This is a genomic window from Spirochaetota bacterium, assembly GCA_026414805.1.
Taxonomy (GTDB): Bacteria; Spirochaetota; UBA4802; order UBA4802; family UB4802; genus UBA4802.
The window spans coordinates 1-18,801 of sequence record JAOAIH010000015.1 but is presented as its reverse complement, the minus strand read 5'-3'; the positions used below and the strand labels follow the sequence as shown (position 1 = coordinate 18,801).

The 18,801-nt window shown below is 37.5% G+C and carries 13 protein-coding genes and 1 tRNA gene; 10 read left to right on the top strand and 4 right to left on the bottom strand.

Annotation, left to right across the window (positions count from 1 at the left end; translation table 11 throughout):
* Positions 1 to 189 precede the first annotated feature (189 nt).
* A complete protein-coding gene (locus N3F66_04725; GenBank protein ID MCX8123451.1) occupies positions 190 to 1,020 on the top strand; it encodes an alpha/beta fold hydrolase in 831 nt (276 codons plus the stop codon).
* Positions 1,021 to 1,227: 207 nt separating this feature from the next.
* Here N3F66_04725 and feoB read toward each other — a convergent pair whose 3' ends face one another.
* Positions 1,228 to 3,399, bottom strand: coding sequence for a ferrous iron transport protein B (gene feoB / locus N3F66_04720; GenBank protein MCX8123450.1), 2,172 nt, complete (start codon positions 3,397 to 3,399; stop codon positions 1,228 to 1,230).
* Positions 3,392 to 4,111, bottom strand: coding sequence for a metal-dependent transcriptional regulator (locus tag N3F66_04715; GenBank protein ID MCX8123449.1), 720 nt, complete (start codon positions 4,109 to 4,111; stop codon positions 3,392 to 3,394). The genes feoB and N3F66_04715 overlap by 8 nt, the downstream gene beginning before the upstream one ends.
* A 250-nt stretch (positions 4,112 to 4,361) precedes the next feature.
* Here N3F66_04715 and N3F66_04710 point away from each other — a divergent pair, with 250 nt between their 5' ends.
* The 3 genes from N3F66_04710 to N3F66_04700 all read left to right on the top strand — a co-directional run bounded on the left by N3F66_04710 (position 4,362) and on the right by N3F66_04700 (position 8,090).
* Positions 4,362 to 4,820: an outer membrane protein assembly factor BamE gene (locus N3F66_04710; protein ID MCX8123448.1), complete on the top strand. Its 459-nt coding sequence runs from the start codon at positions 4,362 to 4,364 to the stop codon at positions 4,818 to 4,820.
* Positions 4,821 to 4,841: 21 nt separating this feature from the next.
* Positions 4,842 to 6,515, top strand: a complete 1,674-nt coding sequence (locus tag N3F66_04705; protein ID MCX8123447.1) for an ATP-binding protein — start codon at positions 4,842 to 4,844, stop codon at positions 6,513 to 6,515.
* A gap of 282 nt (positions 6,516 to 6,797) precedes the next feature.
* Positions 6,798 to 8,090: a DUF362 domain-containing protein gene (locus N3F66_04700; GenBank protein ID MCX8123446.1), complete on the top strand. Its 1,293-nt coding sequence runs from the start codon at positions 6,798 to 6,800 to the stop codon at positions 8,088 to 8,090.
* Here the strand turns inward: N3F66_04700 and N3F66_04695 are convergent.
* Positions 8,079 to 8,831, bottom strand: a complete 753-nt coding sequence (locus N3F66_04695) for an XRE family transcriptional regulator (GenBank protein ID MCX8123445.1) — start codon at positions 8,829 to 8,831, stop codon at positions 8,079 to 8,081. The genes N3F66_04700 and N3F66_04695 overlap by 12 nt on opposite strands.
* 536 nt (positions 8,832 to 9,367) lie before the next feature.
* Between N3F66_04695 and N3F66_04690 the strand changes: the two genes are divergently transcribed.
* The 4 genes from N3F66_04690 (at position 9,368) to hisF (ending at position 14,757) form a co-directional block, all read left to right on the top strand.
* The gene (locus N3F66_04690; protein MCX8123444.1) at positions 9,368 to 10,786 is read left to right on the top strand and encodes a Mur ligase domain-containing protein; all 1,419 of its coding nucleotides are present in this window, start codon (positions 9,368 to 9,370) and stop codon (positions 10,784 to 10,786) included.
* Between the two features lie 283 nt (positions 10,787 to 11,069).
* Positions 11,070 to 12,434: a TrpB-like pyridoxal phosphate-dependent enzyme gene (locus tag N3F66_04685; GenBank protein MCX8123443.1), complete on the top strand. Its 1,365-nt coding sequence runs from the start codon at positions 11,070 to 11,072 to the stop codon at positions 12,432 to 12,434.
* Complete coding sequence (locus N3F66_04680) at positions 12,373 to 13,914, top strand: hypothetical protein (GenBank protein MCX8123442.1); 1,542 nt, start codon at positions 12,373 to 12,375, stop codon at positions 13,912 to 13,914. Before N3F66_04685 ends, N3F66_04680 begins: the two co-directional genes overlap by 62 nt.
* A 78-nt stretch (positions 13,915 to 13,992) precedes the next feature.
* Positions 13,993 to 14,757: an imidazole glycerol phosphate synthase subunit HisF gene (gene hisF, locus N3F66_04675; protein ID MCX8123441.1), complete on the top strand. Its 765-nt coding sequence runs from the start codon at positions 13,993 to 13,995 to the stop codon at positions 14,755 to 14,757.
* 10 nt (positions 14,758 to 14,767) lie between these two features.
* Here the strand turns inward: hisF and N3F66_04670 are convergent.
* Positions 14,768 to 14,838: transfer RNA gene (locus N3F66_04670), tRNA-Gly, on the bottom strand.
* Between the two features lie 241 nt (positions 14,839 to 15,079).
* On the opposite strand from N3F66_04670, the gene N3F66_04665 reads away from it, so the two are divergent.
* Together N3F66_04665 and N3F66_04660 are read left to right on the top strand one after the other, a co-directional pair.
* Complete coding sequence (locus tag N3F66_04665; protein MCX8123440.1) at positions 15,080 to 15,985, top strand: hypothetical protein; 906 nt, start codon at positions 15,080 to 15,082, stop codon at positions 15,983 to 15,985.
* Between the two features lie 35 nt (positions 15,986 to 16,020).
* The gene (locus N3F66_04660) at positions 16,021 to 18,621 is read left to right on the top strand and encodes a PEP-utilizing enzyme (protein MCX8123439.1); all 2,601 of its coding nucleotides are present in this window, start codon (positions 16,021 to 16,023) and stop codon (positions 18,619 to 18,621) included.
* Positions 18,622 to 18,801 lie beyond the last annotated feature (180 nt).

Here is an 18,801-nt window from a genome sequence, read left to right as displayed (position 1 = left end):
AATTAACCCCTTTCAATCATATAGCCATAAATAATATAACAACTCTATATTAAAATATCAATAGTTTTTATAAAATTCATAACTTTGCACAATTTTCTACAATAAATCTACTTAATTATTGTAATCATTGTTGTTATTATATGCTCAATCATTGTATTACTATCGATTGCCGGTTATTATTTTTCCAGTATGGTAATTACACCAAAAGTATGGAATTATGATGAAACATACAAGAATGAATTAAAATGTAATAGATTTACTGAACAGTATTATAAAAGCCTGCCAAAAGAAGAATTTTTTATCGAGTCCCCCAACGGCTATAGATTGCATGCTATGTATATACCTAAAGGTTCAAATAAAACAGTTATTTTTGTTCATGGGCATACATATACTCTTATGGGCGATATAAAATATTTAGAAATCTTCAGGTCATTAGGATTTAATGCATTACTTTTTGACAGCAGGTTTCATGGTAAAAGCGGTGGAGGCAACACTACATTTGGCAAATTTGAAAAATATGATGTTAAAGCATGTGTGGACTGGGTTTCAAAAAAACACGGTAGTAACAGCATCATAGGTTTGCATGGGGAGTCAATGGGGTCGGCAATATGTTTATTATATGCAGCGACTGATACTAGATGCAGTTTCTATATTGTTGATGGGGCAATGGCTGATTTACCGGAACTACTATCGTACAGGCTTAGGAAAGATTTTGGCATGCCTGCATTTCCATTGTTGCATGCAGCAAGTATAGTGAGCAGGTTGCGGGGAGCAATGCTATTTTCAGAGATATCGCCAATTTCAGTAGTTAACAATATTACAGCACCGGTATTTTTTATCCATGGAGGTGATGATACCGATATCCCTGTTGAGCATGCTAAGCGTTTATACAATACATATACAGGCACAAAAAAAATATGGATTTGTCCTGGCGCTACACATTCCAAGTCAATTGTGGTAAACAGAGAAGAATATGAAAGACAGGTAAAGGATTTTTTAAAGATGATAAAGGTTATTTAGCATGCTGGATTATGTAGAGAATTTGAAAGGTGAGTTCTGAAAGTAAAGAAAAAGACTATATATATCACACTGAAGAAGATGTATTAAAAGAATACCATAAGAAACCATTGCATTTACTACTTTAATGGCTATATAAGGGAAATTGCTTGCAAAAAGGATACAGTCAAAATTAAGAATATTCAGCATAGATTCAGAAAAGGTGAGCAGTTAGATGATTAATCGTGCTAAATGATATACTGCAAAACTCACTAACCATGCTACAAAAACCTGGTAAAAAATTGAAAATACTGCCCATCGAGGGCCAATTTCTCTGGCAATGGCTATTACTGTTGCAAGGCAGGGAATGTATATCATAACAAATATCATGAATGCAAGCGCACTTGCAGGTGTTATCCCATATCGTGGATTGATAAGTTTTTTTGACAAGCTTTGATTGTCATCATTTGCATGATATAAAACTCCCATAGTGCTGACTACAACCTCTTTTGCTACAAAACCTGTTGTAAGAGATACGCCCATCTGCCAGTTAAAACCTAGAGGTTGTAATAATGGATATAGAGCCAGGCCAATTTGGCCTATGAATGTATATTTTACCATTTCCTGGCGTTTTTGAATTTCCAGATCGTCAATAAGTTCCAAGTATTTTTTATGTATTTGTTGAACCTGTTGTGCATCGTAATTTGCTTTTTGTATCTGAGATAAAGAAATTTTATATTCATGGTGTACTTTTTTGATGCGTGAATTGTAATCCTGTTCTATATGATGAGGTTTTGGATATTCACTTAATACCCAGATAATAATTGAAAAGGCTAAAATGATGCCGCCCATCTTTCTTAAGTAGCTAGAAGCTCTATCCCACATGTGAATCAATATGGTCTTTGCAGTAGGCATGCGGTAAGGTGGTAATTCCATAACAAATGGAGTGGATTTTCCTTTGAGAATAGTATTGTTAAAAATTTTTGCCGAAACAAAAGCTAATAATATCCCCAATGCATAAATAAAAAGAATAATGAAACCTGCATGTTGTGGGAAAAATGTTCCTGCAAAAAGGATGTATACTGGTAACCTTGCAGAACAACTCATGAATGGATTAATCAACACTGTAAGTATACGATCACGTTTATTTTCCAGAGAACGGGTTGCCATAATAGCTGGTACATTACATCCAAAACCCATTACCAGAGGAATGAACGATTTGCCATGTAACCCTAAACTGTGCATGATTTTATCCATCAGAAACGCTGAACGCGCCATATACCCGCTGTCTTCCATGAAGCTTATGCCCAAAAATAATATTAGTATATTGGGCAAAAATACTATGACGCTCCCAACACCACCAATAATTCCCTGAACTACAAGATTTTGCAATTGTCCGGGAGGTAATAAATGTGCACAAAGGTTACTTATCCATTGAACAGCTAATTCTATAAGCTTTTTGGGATATTCACCAAGTATAAAAGTCAAATGGAATAAGATAAAAAGAATGATAAAGAGTAATGGAAAGCCAATATACCTGTTTAATACAAAGGAGTCAATTTTTTGAGTTATATCGTAACGCTTAACAGGTTTTCTATGTACTGCTTCTTTTAACGCACCGCTTATAAAGCCATAGCGCATATCCGAAAAAACTGTCTCAAGGTCATCATTAAAAATAGCAGATAGTTTGCTGCGAATGTATGATGCGGTTTTAATAATTTCTTGTGAATCGGGCAAATGTTTACATTTGTTTTCAGCGTCGATATCTCCTTCAATTAAGCTTATTGCTAACCAGCGTGATGGGTATTCAGTAACATTTTTATCAATAAGTGTTTGTAAGGTTTGAATTGCCTGTTCTATGTCATTCCCATAGGGTATTACAATTTTTCGGCGGATTAATTGTTTCTCAAAGCTTTCGACTATACTATCTTTCAGCTGTTCAATGCCTATATTTTTAGTTCCCACAGTAGGAACAACAGGCATGGAAAATAATTGGCTCAATTTTTCTGTGTTGATAGTAAGTCCTTTATCGTAGGCTTCATCTATCATATTGAGAGCAATAATAACTGGTGCTTCTATGTCAATTAATTGAGTGGTGAGGTACAAATTGCGTTCTAAGTTACCAGCATCAACAACATTGACAATGAAATCAGGTTTGTCATTAAATATGAAATTTCGTGTTATCAATTCCTCCATACTGAATGAGGTGAGGCTATAGGCGCCCGGTAGGTCTACAACTTTTATAGAGTAGCCTTTATGATGGAAAAAACCTTCCCTTCGCTCAACGGTAACACCTGCCCAGTTTGCAACCTTCTGTCGTGCACCGGTGAGCGCATTGAAAAGAGTTGTTTTGCCACAATTAGGATTACCAATAAGACCAATGGTTATGCTTTTTTTAGTCATAGTTTTTCAGTGGTTTTACAATAATGGAATTAGCTTCTTCAACACGAATTGATAATAAAAAATCCTTTAGTGATATTTCAATGGGATCTTTTAATGGTGCATATTTTATAACATGAATGATTTCACCTTTTCTGAAGCCCATTTCTAACAAGCGCTTTTTCAATGGCCCGCTTCCCAAAATCCGCACTATTTCAGCCTTTTCACCCTCTTTCAGTTGGCTTAATCGCTTTTCTTCAAGTGCGCTGTCAAGCCTTGTAATCCATTGCTGCCCATCACGCTGTTCCTGCTTGTAAAATTCCACAAAACGCTGCATTCTATTACTAGCGTCACTACTTAAATGATGTTCTAATTTACAGGCTTCTTCTTCCGCTTTTTTTGTATCCATGCTTAAAATGTCTTTAAAAAATTCTGTAAGAAATGAATGCTTTTCATAAATACTATCGGCTACTTCTTTTCCTTTGGTTGTTAACTGAACATGTCCATATTTTTCATAATCAACAAGGCCTTTATCTTTGAGTTTTTGCAAAGCGGCGGTTACACTTGGCATCTTTATGTTGAGTTTTTTTGCTATATCCTTTACGCGAACAACATCGTGCTCTTTCAAAAGCATTGAGATGTTTTCCATGTAATCTTCCATATTGGGCGAAAGGACAGTATCATTGCCCATATTTTGATGTGTATTGACGTTGATGTGGTTATCGCGTTTTTTCATTCTCATAGCAATATGGATATTTCTATGTAATAATATTGTAGCCTCAATTACAATTTAATTAACATAATATAATTAGTCAAGACTAATTTATTTAAAAAATTTTGTGCGATAGTTATTGGGAATTAGCTCATCTATAGCTTTATTTAACAGTAACTATCGGCAAAAAAAAATTAATCTCTTGCTTTTAATTATTGTGTATGGCAAACATATAAAATGTGATTTACATCATTAATTTTTTAGGAGGCTTTATATGAAGCGTGCATTGGGCATAGTAGCCGTTGTTGCAGTAGCCCTGCTATTTATTGCAGCAGACAAAACACCATCAGCAGATGAATTAATTGATCAGCTTGGTGCGCGACACTCAAAGGTTTTTTGCAAATATGGCGTTCCAATCAAAATGCATATTGACAGAGGACCTACTAAAGAAGAAGATTATATCATATTTGATTATCTTCAGTTTGGATTTGTATTCCACAGGGAAATGATACGCCAAGTATTGTTTTATCCCGAATGGAAGGGAGGAAAGATAAGGAATATAAGTATGGGAATGACCAAAGAACAGGTTATCAAAATTATGGGAACGCCAGAAGAAGAAGTAGCATTGAATGATGGGCGCACCCGCATTACGTATCTGGAACCAGATAAATATTTTGACATAATCCTGTCCACCAATAACATTGTTACAATGGTGAGATTTGAAGTTAAATAAAAAATAAACCAAAGGAAGAGTATGAGTTTTGAAGTACCTGTAAGCCTGGTTCAATTCTTATTACCACCGGTATGCTTTGGAATACTGTTAGGTGGTTTTATTTTATATGTCTATATGTACTGGCGATATAAAAATTCGCTCTATTTTTCGGTTGCATTCTTTGCTTTCTTAGGAATGCTTTTTGTTGGTAGTGAGACAATGATATTGGCTTTTGGCGGTTGGCTTCATAATCGCGCTGTTTCTGTTCACTTTCACCGCTTGGAACAGGTTGCCGGGCTTTTCTATCTCTTTGCTCTTCCTTATTCTTTAAATAAATTGCTTATATTGAACCAACGCTGGTATAAAATTAATACACTGTTAGCATATGTAGGCTTATCATACGCACTACTGGCAACATTATGCGCATATATTTATCCTGACCTATTTATCTCACTAACAACCCCAAAGAGTACATGGCTGCATTATGAGGCAGATTATGGAAGAGGGCAAGAAGGAATTCTTTATGCCATACGCGATGTGCTTCTGGGTATATATATAGTTTACAGTACCATAGCTGTTATTGCTGATATGTTTGTTCAGCGCAATTATAAATATCTATTATTCCCCTCATTGGGTTTTGTGAGTGCATTTGCAGGTGCTGCTATTGATACATTGCATGTCCACACCCATGTCTTTTATGATTTTTTCCCCAATGTGTACTTTTCGCGATTTAGCCTTGGTATTACACTTGCAATTGTATTTTTCATGTCGTCAGTAACCCGCATGTTCATAAGCTATGCCCAGGAACTGGAGATAGCTCATAAGATTATAAGCATTTCAGAAAAGAAATACCGTTTTCTTGTTGAGGGTACAAACGATTGCATCATTTCGTTTGATTCAAATTTAGCTATTACTACTGCAAATAGAGCTGCGTATGACCAGCTTGCACTACACAAAGGGAGGGAATCTACTACAAGCTTTTATGACCTGTTGTATTTGCCCGAAGGCGAGAGTGACCTTACGCTACAAATCATAAAAGAAAAAATAAATATGCTGTTTAATGAAGGCAAACCAGTTAATCTTAAAATACAGTTAAAATCACGAGGTACGTATGAACCAAAAGAGTATAACATAAGGATGGAACATATTACAATAGATGACAGGAATGAAATTTTGATGAAGGCAACGTCGGTATTGGATGAAACCTTGCTAAAATATGTAGAAGCCGAAAAGATGAGGCTTTCAATAGGCAATTACTTAATAGCAGCTGAGGAAATCTGTAACCGGCTTGTTCTCAATTTGCCAAAATATATTGATAAAAAGACTACATTAGCAATAAAACTGGGGCTGCGTGAAATTATTATTAATGCAATTGAACACGGAAATTTAAACATCAGCTTTGAGGAAAAGACAAGGGCTACTGCAAACGGGAATTATCTGGAGTTTATCTTAAGCAGGCAAAAAGACCCCAATTATAAAGACAAAAAGGTAACAATAGAATTTTTATTAAACTCAAATAAGGTAATGTATAAGATAGAAGATGAAGGCAACGGTTTTAATTACAGGGAAATAATACAAAAAATACAGAATACTGTAGATGAAGATATGTTAGCCCACGGAAGAGGATTGCGGATGGCATTTAATATTTTTGATGAGGTGAGATTCAATAAAAAAGGCAATCAGGTTTTATTGGTGAAACATTTTTCTAAGAATTAGGACTTCTATAATTGTATTACCTCCGTCATTTTTGGGCGTGATCCTGAATCTTCCCTTTAGTAGTGTCATAGATCCTGAGACAAGCTCAGGATGACTTTTCCACAATTGTCATTCCGGGCGTGACCCGGAATCTTCCCTTTAGTAATGTTATAGATCCTGGATCAAGGTTTAGGATGATCTTTTGTGTTGCAGTGAAAAATAAATTATTTATAATTGACAATAAGTATAACAGTGACAAATATATATACAATATTTTATAATATAATCTTTGAGGGTATCATTATGAAAAAGCCAAAGGTGATAGTAAAACAGTGTGAAGAATATGATGTACAAAAGATTGAAGGTATTATTATTAAATCCATCAAAGATCTGAAAATACAGCTGAAAGATACGGTCTTTATTAAACCAAACGTTGTAACAGCAAATAAACAGTATATATTCAATTCATACACGCACCCAGCTGTCATTGAGGCAATGGTGAATGTATTGAGACAGAATAGTATTAACAATATTACTATAGGTGAATCCGGCGGATATGGAATTCCTTCACGGTTATTTTTAAAAGAAGCGGGGTATTTTGATCTTGCACAAAAGCTTAATGTCCCAGTAATAGATTTGAATGAGCATCCAGTCACTAGAGTCAAATTATCAAAAGCTAAATGGCATAAGGAAATTGACCTTTCAACATATATTGCACAGGCCAATTTCAAGATATGGATGCCAAAATTAAAATATCATATCTTTGCATCAATCACCAATGCCTTGAAATTAAATATTGGAATACTCACACATAAGGAAAGAATGTTATATCATGACTATCGCATACACGAAAAAATTGTAGATTTGCTGGAAGCAGGCTATCCCGACCTGGTTGTATCGGATGCAATTGACATCACCTATGGATTTGAATCAGCACCATATCCGGTGCGACTAGGAGCTCTTCTGATTTCAAATGATCCGCTGGCATGTGATGTGGTAGCAGCCTATATTATGAACTATCGCCCCCAGGATGTATTGCATTTACGCCTTGCAGCCGAACGTGGATATGGATCGTGTAATATTAAGGATATTGCAATAAGTGGCGATGTTGATATTGACAAACTGCGTAGAAAACCAAAAGGTCAAAGCAGGCTATTTCAGGTTCTGCAGGAGCTTGACACGCCTTTGAAATTTTATTCGGGTTATGCTCCCAATACTGATATTATTTGCGACGGCGGATGCGAGGCTGCTGTAAAAGGGTGCCTTGGTACCATTGAAAAGCGTAGACCTGGCTCGCTGAAAAAAGCTAAAAAAGGAGCTATCGTAACAGGAATATACAAAGGTGATGTAGTTATTCCCGGTGGGAGTGTGCTTTTGGTGGGGGATTGTACAAAAGTTGAAGGCAAGCTACTTGCAAAAAGGGTTTTGCGAATAAAAGGTTGTCCTATTGGTGCCCGCAATTTGTTTATTCCCGTGTCACTTCTGTATGGAATGCCTAGCCCCATGTTTGATGTGCGAGATGCGTTTTTGTTCATCGTCAATTCAATACAGAAAGCGCTTAATATTGTGGTTTATCGCTGGGTTTTACGAAGATAATATGCCTATAGGCGATAGTAGCCAGATAATGGCCTTTATTTTGTCATTACAATAGACAATGCAATTGACAGTGATGCGGTAGTGATACTTTTTTACCCTGTGTATACAACTGATAAAAGCACTGCAGGCTTTGGGCTTATGCTTTTTAATGTGTGTGGGATTGTAGAGTGATATAAAGATGCTATCACCTGCATAGAGGGTTTCTTCCTTATCGGCAAGCTTAATTTTCATTGCTCCTTCAAGGACGTAGAGGAATTCTTCACCTTCATGTGTCGATAGTTCCTGTGTATAATATACATTGCTGGTTAACCTTACAATGAATGATTCCATGTGGCGTGAAATTACACCAGAAGATAACGAGAGATATTCATAGTGGGGATGGTCTTTTTTCCCGGAAATATTTCTTGATATTTTACGCCTTTCATTTTTTCTAATAACTATATAAGGCAGTCCGGATTGCTCATCAAAGATAAGTCCGGTTGAAATCTTGAGTGCTTTTGATAAACGTATTATTGTACCTAAATCTGGAAATACTTTGAGTGACTCTATATCGTGCAGATACTGTGCATCAATACCAGCCATTGTTGCCAACTGTTCGATGCCAAGCCCCTGAATTTCCCTTATTTTTTGAATTCGGATGCCTACGGGCAAATGTTCTTCTTTTTTATCCTGCTTATCATAATAACCTTTCAGGTCATCTAAAAAATCCTGATAGTCTTTGCTTTTGACATTGGATTTCATTGGACCCTCACTTTTTTAAAAAGGTATATAGTGGATATATGTGGTGCAAGCTTTGCTGTCAAGAATTTAAATTATACTATTTGTAATTTATTTCACGCAGAGAACGCTGGGTACGCGGAGTTGGGGAGAGATGGGGAGAATAGAAGATAGTGTGCATAGTACAAAACTCTGAGTGCTCTGCGCACTCAGCGTGCCATAACATATATCATCACACAGGGAGCGCTGAGTACGGGGAGATAAGGAGAATGGAAAATAAAGTACCTGGGAAAATTCTCTGAGTATTTTACGCACTCAGCGTGTTAACGTATGATATCACGCAGAGAACGTTGGGTATACAGAGATGGGGAGAACAGAAGAAAATGTATTCGGTAAAATTCTCTAAGCGCTCTGCGCACTCAGCGTGTTATAACATATATCATCACATAGAGAATGCTGATTTAAGGAATTATAAAGAAAATTGAAAACTATCTTTACAAGAGAATGTGTATTTTTATAGTTGTCGTTCAGATAAAAAAATGAATTTCTGGACTATCTGAATGAAAGATATATTTCTTAAGCAAACATTGCGCATTCATATGATTGGCATCTGTGGTGTGGGCATGAGTGCGCTTGCAGGCATGTTGCAGGAGCAGGGGCACATTGTTTCAGGCTCTGACACCGATATGTACCCGCCTATAAGCACTCAACTTGAAACATTGCATATACCGCTTTTCAAAGGATACTGCTCTGAAACAGTAGAAAAATTACACCCTGATATGGTTATAATTGGCAATGCAATAAGCCGTGGCAATCCTGAAGTTGAAGCTGTACTCAATAAGCGCATACCATACTTTTCAATGGCTCAAAGCTTATATTACTTTTTTTTGTGGGATAAAGAAGTAATTGGCGTTGCAGGAACTCATGGTAAAACCACCACAACATCCCTATTGGCGTATATACTTGATATCGCAGGCATGCAGCCATCGTTTTTTATTGGCGGTATTCCTAAAAACTATGGGAAAAATTATAACATTGGACAGGGAAAATATTTTGTTATTGAAGCTGATGAATATGACTCCGCATATTTTGAGAAAATCCCAAAATTCATTGTATACCGCCCCACGCATTGCATCATGACTTCGCTTGAGTTTGACCATGCTGACATTTATAAAAATCTAGACGAGATAATTTTGTGGTTTACTCGCCTTAAAAACATTATTCCTGCTAATGGGCATATTGTGTATAATGCTATGTATCAGCCATTATGCGCAATTAATAGCAGCCCGCTATCGGTTACAAAAAGTTATGGGAAAACTAATGCTGATTGTTGGTATCAGTATGAGGCAGGGAAGCTTACAATTTCCATGAATGGAAAAATAGTTCAGGCTCAACCCAAAATTTTTGGTAATTTTAATTATCATAACATAGCAGGAGCAGCAGCTATGGCTTTGTCCCTTGGGATATCTGAAGAGGCGATAGCTCATGCAATAGACTCATTTGAAGGGGTAAAACGAAGACAGGAGATACTCTTTTCTAGTAACTATCTCACAATCATTGAAGATTTTGCACATCACCCCACAGCAATAAAGAATGTATTGTATGAGGTATCGCAGCGTTATCCGGGATCAAAAATTATTGCGCTGTATGAACCACGCTCGGCAACAAGCAGGCGAAATGTATTTCAGAATGAGCTTCCACTTGCATTTTTAGATGCAAATTGCGTAATCATGAAACGGCCATACCGTCTGGATAAGGTGCCCCAAAGTGAGCAGATTGATATTGAAAGAGTAGTGCATGACATAAGGAGCAAGGGCATTCCCGCGCATGTATTTGAGACTGTTGATGCAATAGTTGATGAAGCATTTAATCGGCTAAACGGGACACACACAGTGATGGTGGTCATGAGTAATGGTGGTTTTGACGGCATTTATGACAAACTTGTTTCACGAGCCCAAAAGCTTTATGGAACAGAATAAGTATTGATACTTTAAAAAATTTCTTGACATTTGTTACACATTTCATGCATTGTTTAAATTGTTATAGTATATGAGTTATATACGCAATGATGGGTAAACTTAACATATCAGCTATTTTAATTTGGTGGTGGTGGCGCCAGGGTAACATATATCCGGGCGCTTGAGGGAATTAATTTATATACGAAAATCCTAAAAGGCTACGGATAGTATATGTCAACCGTAGCCTTTTTATTTGTACGGGTAATATTTTATAATCAAATTATTAATATTTAAGGAGGACAGCATGGCAAAGGATTCAACAAAGATACAATTACCGGAAAAGGAGATGCCTCGGCAATGGTATAATATTTTAGCTGATCTGCCAAAACCTATGGATCCACCCATAAGCCCAGCAACAGGCAAACCGGTTACACCGGATGAATTGCATGCAATTTTCCCCATGGGGTTAATTGAACAGGAAGTAAGCCCAAAACCATACATTGACATACCAGAAGATGTGTTACACATTTATCGCCTGTGGAGGCCTTCACCACTGTTTAGGGCAAGGAGGCTTGAAGCAGCGTTGGGAACGCCGGCCAATATTTACTATAAGTATGAAGGTGTTTCTCCAGCAGGTAGTCATAAATTAAACACTGCAGTGGCTCAGGCGTATTACAATAAGAAAGAAGGCATTAAAAAATTATCAACTGAGACAGGAGCTGGCCAGTGGGGCAGTGCTCTGTCACTTGCTGGAAATTTCTTTGGTATTGATGTCCATGTGTATATGGTACGCGTAAGCTATGAACAGAAACCTTACCGTAAGTTCATGATGGAAACATGGGGAGCGACAGTAACACCAAGCCCAAGCAACCTTACTAACAGTGGAAGAGAAATACTAAAACAGGATCCCGAAAGCCCCGGCAGTTTGGGGATAGCAATCAGTGAAGCAGTTGAAGAAGCAGCTACCAATAAAGGCACTAATTATTCATTAGGCAGCGTGTTAAATCATGTCTGTTTGCATCAAACCATTATTGGTCTTGAAACATTAAAGCAGTTTGAAATGGTTGATGATTATCCAGATGTTGTTATAGGGTGTGTTGGTGGTGGTTCAAACTTTGCTGGCCTTGCATTCCCATTTGTACGGGATAAGATAAATGGCAAGAATATTGATATCATTGCTGTGGAGCCAGCAGCATGCCCCACGTTGACAAAAGGCATTTATACCTATGATTTTGGCGATGTTGCAAAGCTTACACCAATCATTCCAATGTATACATTAGGCCATTCATTCATTCCGCCATCAATCCATGCAGGCGGGTTACGTTATCATGGGATGTCGCCAATTGTAAGTTTTCTGTATCATGAAGGATTAATCTCTGCAGTTGCGTTGCACCAGAAAGAATGCTTTGAGGCTGCAATTTTATTTGCAAAGACTGAAGGGATTATCCCTGCACCTGAATCATCACATGCTATAAGGGCAGCAATTATTGAAGCACACAAAGCAAAAGAAGAAGGCAAGCAAAAAACAATTGTATTTAACTTAAGCGGGCATGGGCATTTTGACTTAGCTTCGTATGATAAGTTTTTGTCAGGGCAGCTGGAAGATTATGAGTATCCAAAAGAACTCATTGACAAAGCACTCCATGATTTGCCAAAAGTTGGAAAATAATGGTTTTACAGGGGCGCGCTGCTGTGCGCCCCTGTATTATATGAAAAGAATACTTTTTGTTCTGATTTTTATTTTAAGTTGCTCTCAAAAATTTCCAGATTACACACCATTTACCGCTCAGCTAATCTATGACCAGTCACACAACAATGTGTGGGGGTTATGGGATCATGGATATTGTGGGTATTCGCATATAGCTTTACTGCTTAAACGGTACGGGATCCCTGCTTCGGTTAATCTTAAAAAAATTGATGAATGTATATCATCTTTGCCTGCTACAGGCTATCAAAAATCAATCCTGATGCTTTCTGTTGCTAAATATCAACGGTTTGATAGCAGGGAAATTGATGCAATCTGCAATTTTGTTAACAGCGGTGGCCTTTTATTTGTGATTGCCGAACACGATAACATATACGATAGCGCAACGTATTTAAATGCAGTAACACAAAAAATTGGTATAACTGTCAAGAGCGATGCAGCAGGTAAAGACAATGAGAATATAACATCACTTGATGGTTTGAATCACAGAGCATATTCAAAAAAATTTAAACTGAAAAATGTGTTACATATGCTTTCTGCTTCGCTATTGGGTAACAATGATTCATTTGATGTATTATTGCGCGATGATGAAACTGATGCGGTGATTGCAGCCGGCTGTAGGTATGGCAAAGGCAAAATGCTAGTGCTTGGTGACAGCGAAATGCTCTGGAATGGTGATAGCAAGGTTGGCATTAGTGCTGGCGATAATGAAAATTTTTTTTTACGCTGCATAGAATGGCTTCTGGAAAAACGTTTATCTCAAACCGTCAAATATACTGCGCACGCACCGTGTTTTGATGTTTTCAACTCGTGTGTGGGCATTGACAGCTCGCCATCAGGTGTGCAGCACTTTATTACTAAATTAACAGAAAAAATTCCATCAGTTGCTAATGATACATCAATTAATATAATTGTTATTCCAAAAAGCGATTGTACTCTCAATAGCACTAAACGTAACATTATTTTTATTGAACCATATCAAAAACTTCTTCCAGCTTCGGTGTGGGGAAAACGCCTGCTTGGGTTGGGTGCGTTAAACCCACCGTTCTATTCTTTTTTGGGCGATAGTAACCTGGAAATTCTCCCTTGCTTTGTAACTGATGGTGATCAAAATTTTTTTGATGTGGTGATTCCCTATAAAAAACAATCGCTTTACTTTCACACGCTTGCAGGATTTAGCAAAAAAGGAAATGCTGGTGTTCTTGTGCGTGTACCTTCATCACTGTGGGGTGAGACAAGCCATCCTGGTTTAGAGATTATCAATGACGGTATCCCATTATACCAACCAAACGATTACGACAATATAGGTTTTATGTATGCCAGCAAAAATCTTTTAGTGATTGGAGATGCTGATGTTATCGCCAATCAAAACAACAATACTGAGACATTTAATGAGATAGTTACCATTGTCGTACGCTGGATAAAAACCGGTAGTGTGCAATAACATTTTTTAACTTGACGTGGCTGTATAGATTATCTTAGTAGTTGAGTACTTTGTTATATTTTTGTAAAAGGGAAAATTATGAAAACAATAAAAATTATGCCATGCCTTGACATGAAGGAAGGGAGAGTTGTCAAGGGTGTAAATTTTGTCAATATTAAAGATGCAGGGGATCTGGTTGAAAATGCGGTGTTTTATCAGAGTGAGGGTGCAGATGAGCTTGCAATGCTTGATATTGCTGCTACCGTTGAAAACCGCAAAACACGACTGGAATGGGTAAAAAACGTTGCCAGTTCCATAACGATACCTTTGACAGTTGGTGGCGGAATAGGCAGTATTGAAGATATTGAGCTGGTGCTTGAAGCTGGTGCTAAAAAAGTCTCAATGAATAGTGCTGCGGTAAAAAATCCCGACCTCATTGATGAAGCTGTAAAGCGTTTTGGCTCGGATACCATAACTATAGCTATAGACGGGAAGCGTAATAGCACACTTCCTTCTGGTTTTGAGGTGGTGGTTGCTGGAGGCACCAAAGCAACAGGAAAAGATGCAGTTGCATGGGCTGTAGAATGCCAAAAGCGTGGTGCAGGGGTGCTGCTTCCCACAAGTATGGATGGTGATGGGACATTAAAGGGTTATGATATCCCATTTACAAGGGCAATTGCTGAGGCTGTTAATGTTCCTGTTGTTGCTTCAGGTGGTGCCGGTATGCTGGAACATTTTTACGAAGCAGTGGTAGAAGGCAAAGCACAAATACTGCTTGCTGCATCAGTCTTTCATTTCAGGACATTTACGGTAAAGCAGGTTAAACAGTATTTAAAGAATAGAGGAATAGCGGTTAATCTATAAGAAAGAAATGAGCGGGTGATGGGAATCGAACCCACGCTATCAGCTTGGAAGGCTGAAGTTCTACCATTGAACTACACCCGCTTTTGATGGCGACAGATTATCCAATATGCTGTTTTTGTCAATAAATAAATACTTATTTACACCTGTAATGCAGGTAACTATCGCCAATAAAAATAAAAAAATACTTGTAAAACAATCCTTATAATTGTATAATACCAAAATAGTGAAAAAATCAAAAAAATATTTTAATTTTGATTATTTTATATATAACTATTGCTATTAAGTTCATTCATAATTACTATTTCAAAGAAGAGGGAAATCCATGGAAACAACATTCTATTCTTTAGCTACCAAAGCTAATTTTAACAAAGCGTTAAATCATTTTTTCAGCGTTAATGATGTCGTTGATGAGGTTGAAAGTGGCAGAAACTTTGCTGATGTAGTAAATATCATGCTTGCAGAAGGGGATTTAATAGTGGACCAGGTTTTGCCTATGGTTGGAGCAATACTGCGAGATAAATACCAGTATAGCTTTGATTCGTATAATGTGCCTGTTACTATGAGCGATTTCAGCAAGATAAATGAAGAAACCTCAAAATGGACTGCAATGGATATTGTTATAGTGTATTTCAATGTTAATGGTGAGCCAATTTGTATTAATCCAAAAAATGCAGCACACTGGGAAAGGGTCAGAGAAATAGTCCGTGACCAGCTGATGGTTATTTACGCAAAAAAGAAAAAAGAAGCCAATCCAAAAGTTGAAAAAGAAGCCATTACTGCTCTTGAGGAAATGATTGCCGGCAAGGATGTGTTTATCAACAAAGAATTTATTGATGAAACTGTTGCCGTTAAAGAAGTCAAAAAGCCAACTCCAGCTGCTGTTGCTGCTGCGGGTAAAAAGAATATGACACCAAAATATGCCGTTACCGTTACCAATGAGCTTTTCCATAATGGCAACGTTGAAGCGTGGAAGCGTATTATTGAAAGTTTTAAGGTTTCACATCCTGACCTTGATGTGTTAATCTTTCATGAGGGTGAGAAGATTAATGATATCAATTCATTGTTCAAATGGGGTAAAGTAAAACATGGCGACCCCATCTTTTTCCAGGTAGTTGGCGAAAATATCAGGGATGTATCCAAATTGCAAAAGTATCTGTTTGAAGGTGCTTCGCCAAGGTTTGAACAGTTTTTGAAAATTGCTGTTGGAAAAGTATTAAATCTTTTTTAATATACAATGAAACAAATTAAAACAGTGAGGGTTGTATGGAAAATATAGTTTTTTTCAATAAGGATTTTACTGGTGTTGATGATAAGCAATATAAAAAACTTGGTATTAGAGGCCGCAGGGCGGTTGATTTAGCTAAAATGGGTTTGCCGATAGCTCCTGGATTCATTATAGATGCTGATTTAACCATGAAATTGCCAAAGGTCAATGTGAAACAGCTGATAAAGACCTATATTGATAAAATAGAAAAAGACATGAAAAAAGGGTATGGCGATAGCGATAAGCCGTTGCTTTTGAAAGTTGTTTTGAGTTCTGATTTGAATGTACCGTTTTTTCCTTCAATTCATAACGTTGGATTAAATGATACTATTGTTACCGGTTTTGCAAAATTTACTGGAGAGGACTTTGCATGGGGTGAATACCGCTTTTTACTCAGAAGTATTGCATCAAAGATTTATGGCATAGACGAAAAGGAACTGGATGAACTTGAAGGGAAGCTACCTAAAAATGCCAAAGCAAAGGAATATAAAGACGTTGTAGCAAAATATAAAAAATTTCTTGGTGATAAATTCAGCGAAGATGTGTATGATCAGTTAGGGCTCATACTTAAAGGTGCTGCCGCAAAATATTGTGATTCGGACATTGATGTTGACAATTCCCTGTCAATTATGATCCAGGCTATGGTGTATGGTAACTTTGGGCAAAATTCGTATGCAGGTAATTACTTTACGCGAAATATTATCACAGGTGATCCACTGATTCAGGGCGAATTTTTGCAAAATGAATTTGATGTTGACCGGGGTGTACCCAAAGATATTGCTAAAATTGATAAAAAATATTATGATAAGTTAGTTGAGATAGCAAAGAAAGTGGAAGATAACTTTAAAGAAATACGTAACATTAAATTTACCATTGAAGAAGGAAATTTCTGGCTTATTGAGCAGCGTGAAGTTGATGAAAAGTCAACTCAAGCTCATATTAAGACGCTTCTTGACCTGCATACACGCAAAGTTGTCACACCAGAATTTTTGATTGAATCAATAAAACCAAGCCAGCTTAATGAACTACTTCATCCTGTCATTGATCCGCGAACTACAAAAAATGTGAAGTCAATTAAAGGCGGAATTGCAGGTTCAACAGGTGCAGCCATTGGTAGGGTATTCTTTTCAACCGAAAAGTTGCTTGAGGAATATAAGCGAGCGGTTATGCACGGCGGCGATACCAATCTTATACTTGTTATGCCGGCAACCTATGCTGAGGATGTGAAGGCTATTGAGGTTGCACGTGGTGTTATTACTTCTGAGGGTGGTTTTTCATCGCATGCGCCGGTTGTTGCACGTAGTTTAGGCAAAGTTGCCATGGTTCAGCCTGAGATGAAGATACGGGGAAATTCGTTCACATTGGCAGGAAAAACCGTTAAAGAAGGTGATTATGTTTCAATCAATGTACCATACTATGAACCACCAACCCTTTACCTTGATAAGGTAGGTTTGATAGAGCCTGATTTTGAAAAGAACGGATTAATTGATTTCTTAAAGATAGTACAAAATTTTATTAAAGATTTTGATGTTCGCGCAAATGCAGATCAACCACGTGATGCTAAAGTGGCAAAGATGTTCTTTGCTGACGGCATTGGACTTTGCCGCACGGAACACATGTTCTTCAATGAAAAGCGTATCATGAAATTCAGGGAGATGATACTTGCAGAAACTGAAGCCGAACGCCGTAAAGCACTAGATGAACTCAAGCCCATGCAGCGTGGTGACTTTTATGAGTTGTTCAAGATTATGCAGGGTCATCCTGTGACCATACGATTGCTTGATGCACCGTTACATGAATTCCTGCCGCGCACAGAAGACAGCATGAAAGAATTCATTCAGTACATGAAATCACGAAAGAAAGGCATGTCCGATGCTGAAATCCGTGCACGTTGCGAGGAGCTTTCTGAAATGAATCCCATGCTTGGCCACAGAGGATGCCGTGTTGCTATAACCTATCCTGAAATTTACGAAATGCAGTGCAGAGCAATTTTTGAAGCAGCTTGCATGCTGAAAAAAGAAGGCATCAATGTTGTTCCTGAGATTATGATTCCTATTGTCATGACTGAAACAGAAATTAAGTTTATCAAGAATGGTAAAAAGATTGAAGGCAAAACTGTGAAGGGAATACGCGATATCAAAGATGAAGTTGTTGAAGAATATGGGGTAGATGATTTAGAATATGAAGTGGGCACAATGATTGAACTTCCTGCTGCTGCGATAGGTGCTGGTAGGATTGCACAGTATGCAGAGTTCTTCAGTTTTGGTACCAATGATCTTACACAGACAACATATGGTCTTTCACGTGATGACATCAACTCGTTTTTCCCAAGCTATTCGCTGTACGACCTGATTCCCAACAACCCCTTCAAGGTGCTGGGTAGAGAGGTGAAAGAACTCATTGAAATTGCAGCTACACGCGGCAAGCTCACACGTCCTGATATAACCATGGGACTTTGTGGCGAACACGGTGCTGACCCCGATAACATCGAATTCTGTATGAATGTGGGGTTAAATTATGTATCATGTTCACCGTATGCAATCCCTCTTTCAAAGTTGGCGATAGCTCAGTTGAATATAAAGCAGGCAAAGAGTAAATAATTTGAAGTAACTAATCCACAGTAACTATCGCCCATTGTAACAAGAAACATGAAAGGCTGCTTTTAAAGAAGCAGCCTTATTTTATGCCCTGCAAACTTTACATGATGGATTTTTTTCAAGAATGATAGATGAAAATTTCATGGACAGTCCATCAAAAAGCAAAAGTTTTCCCTCAGTAAC

What these genes read in the sequence shown, in the direction of transcription:
- N3F66_04690 (MCX8123444.1), top strand. Translation starts at nt 9,368, where the DNA reads ATGAAAGATATATTTCTTAAGCAAACATTGCGCATTCATATGATTGGC.
- N3F66_04725 (MCX8123451.1), top strand. Translation starts at nt 190, where the DNA reads ATGGTAATTACACCAAAAGTATGGAATTATGATGAAACATACAAGAAT.
- N3F66_04665 (MCX8123440.1), top strand. Translation starts at nt 15,080, where the DNA reads ATGGAAACAACATTCTATTCTTTAGCTACCAAAGCTAATTTTAACAAA.
- N3F66_04700 (MCX8123446.1), top strand. Translation starts at nt 6,798, where the DNA reads ATGAAAAAGCCAAAGGTGATAGTAAAACAGTGTGAAGAATATGATGTA.
- hisF (MCX8123441.1), top strand. Translation starts at nt 13,993, where the DNA reads ATGAAAACAATAAAAATTATGCCATGCCTTGACATGAAGGAAGGGAGA.
- N3F66_04685 (MCX8123443.1), top strand. Translation starts at nt 11,070, where the DNA reads ATGGCAAAGGATTCAACAAAGATACAATTACCGGAAAAGGAGATGCCT.
- N3F66_04710 (MCX8123448.1), top strand. Translation starts at nt 4,362, where the DNA reads ATGAAGCGTGCATTGGGCATAGTAGCCGTTGTTGCAGTAGCCCTGCTA.
- feoB (MCX8123450.1), bottom strand. Translation starts at nt 3,399, where the DNA reads ATGACTAAAAAAAGCATAACCATTGGTCTTATTGGTAATCCTAATTGT.
- N3F66_04705 (MCX8123447.1), top strand. Translation starts at nt 4,842, where the DNA reads ATGAGTTTTGAAGTACCTGTAAGCCTGGTTCAATTCTTATTACCACCG.
- N3F66_04680 (MCX8123442.1), top strand. Translation starts at nt 12,373, where the DNA reads ATGAGTATCCAAAAGAACTCATTGACAAAGCACTCCATGATTTGCCAA.
- N3F66_04660 (MCX8123439.1), top strand. Translation starts at nt 16,021, where the DNA reads ATGGAAAATATAGTTTTTTTCAATAAGGATTTTACTGGTGTTGATGAT.
- N3F66_04695 (MCX8123445.1), bottom strand. Translation starts at nt 8,831, where the DNA reads ATGAAATCCAATGTCAAAAGCAAAGACTATCAGGATTTTTTAGATGAC.
- N3F66_04715 (MCX8123449.1), bottom strand. Translation starts at nt 4,111, where the DNA reads ATGAAAAAACGCGATAACCACATCAACGTCAATACACATCAAAATATG.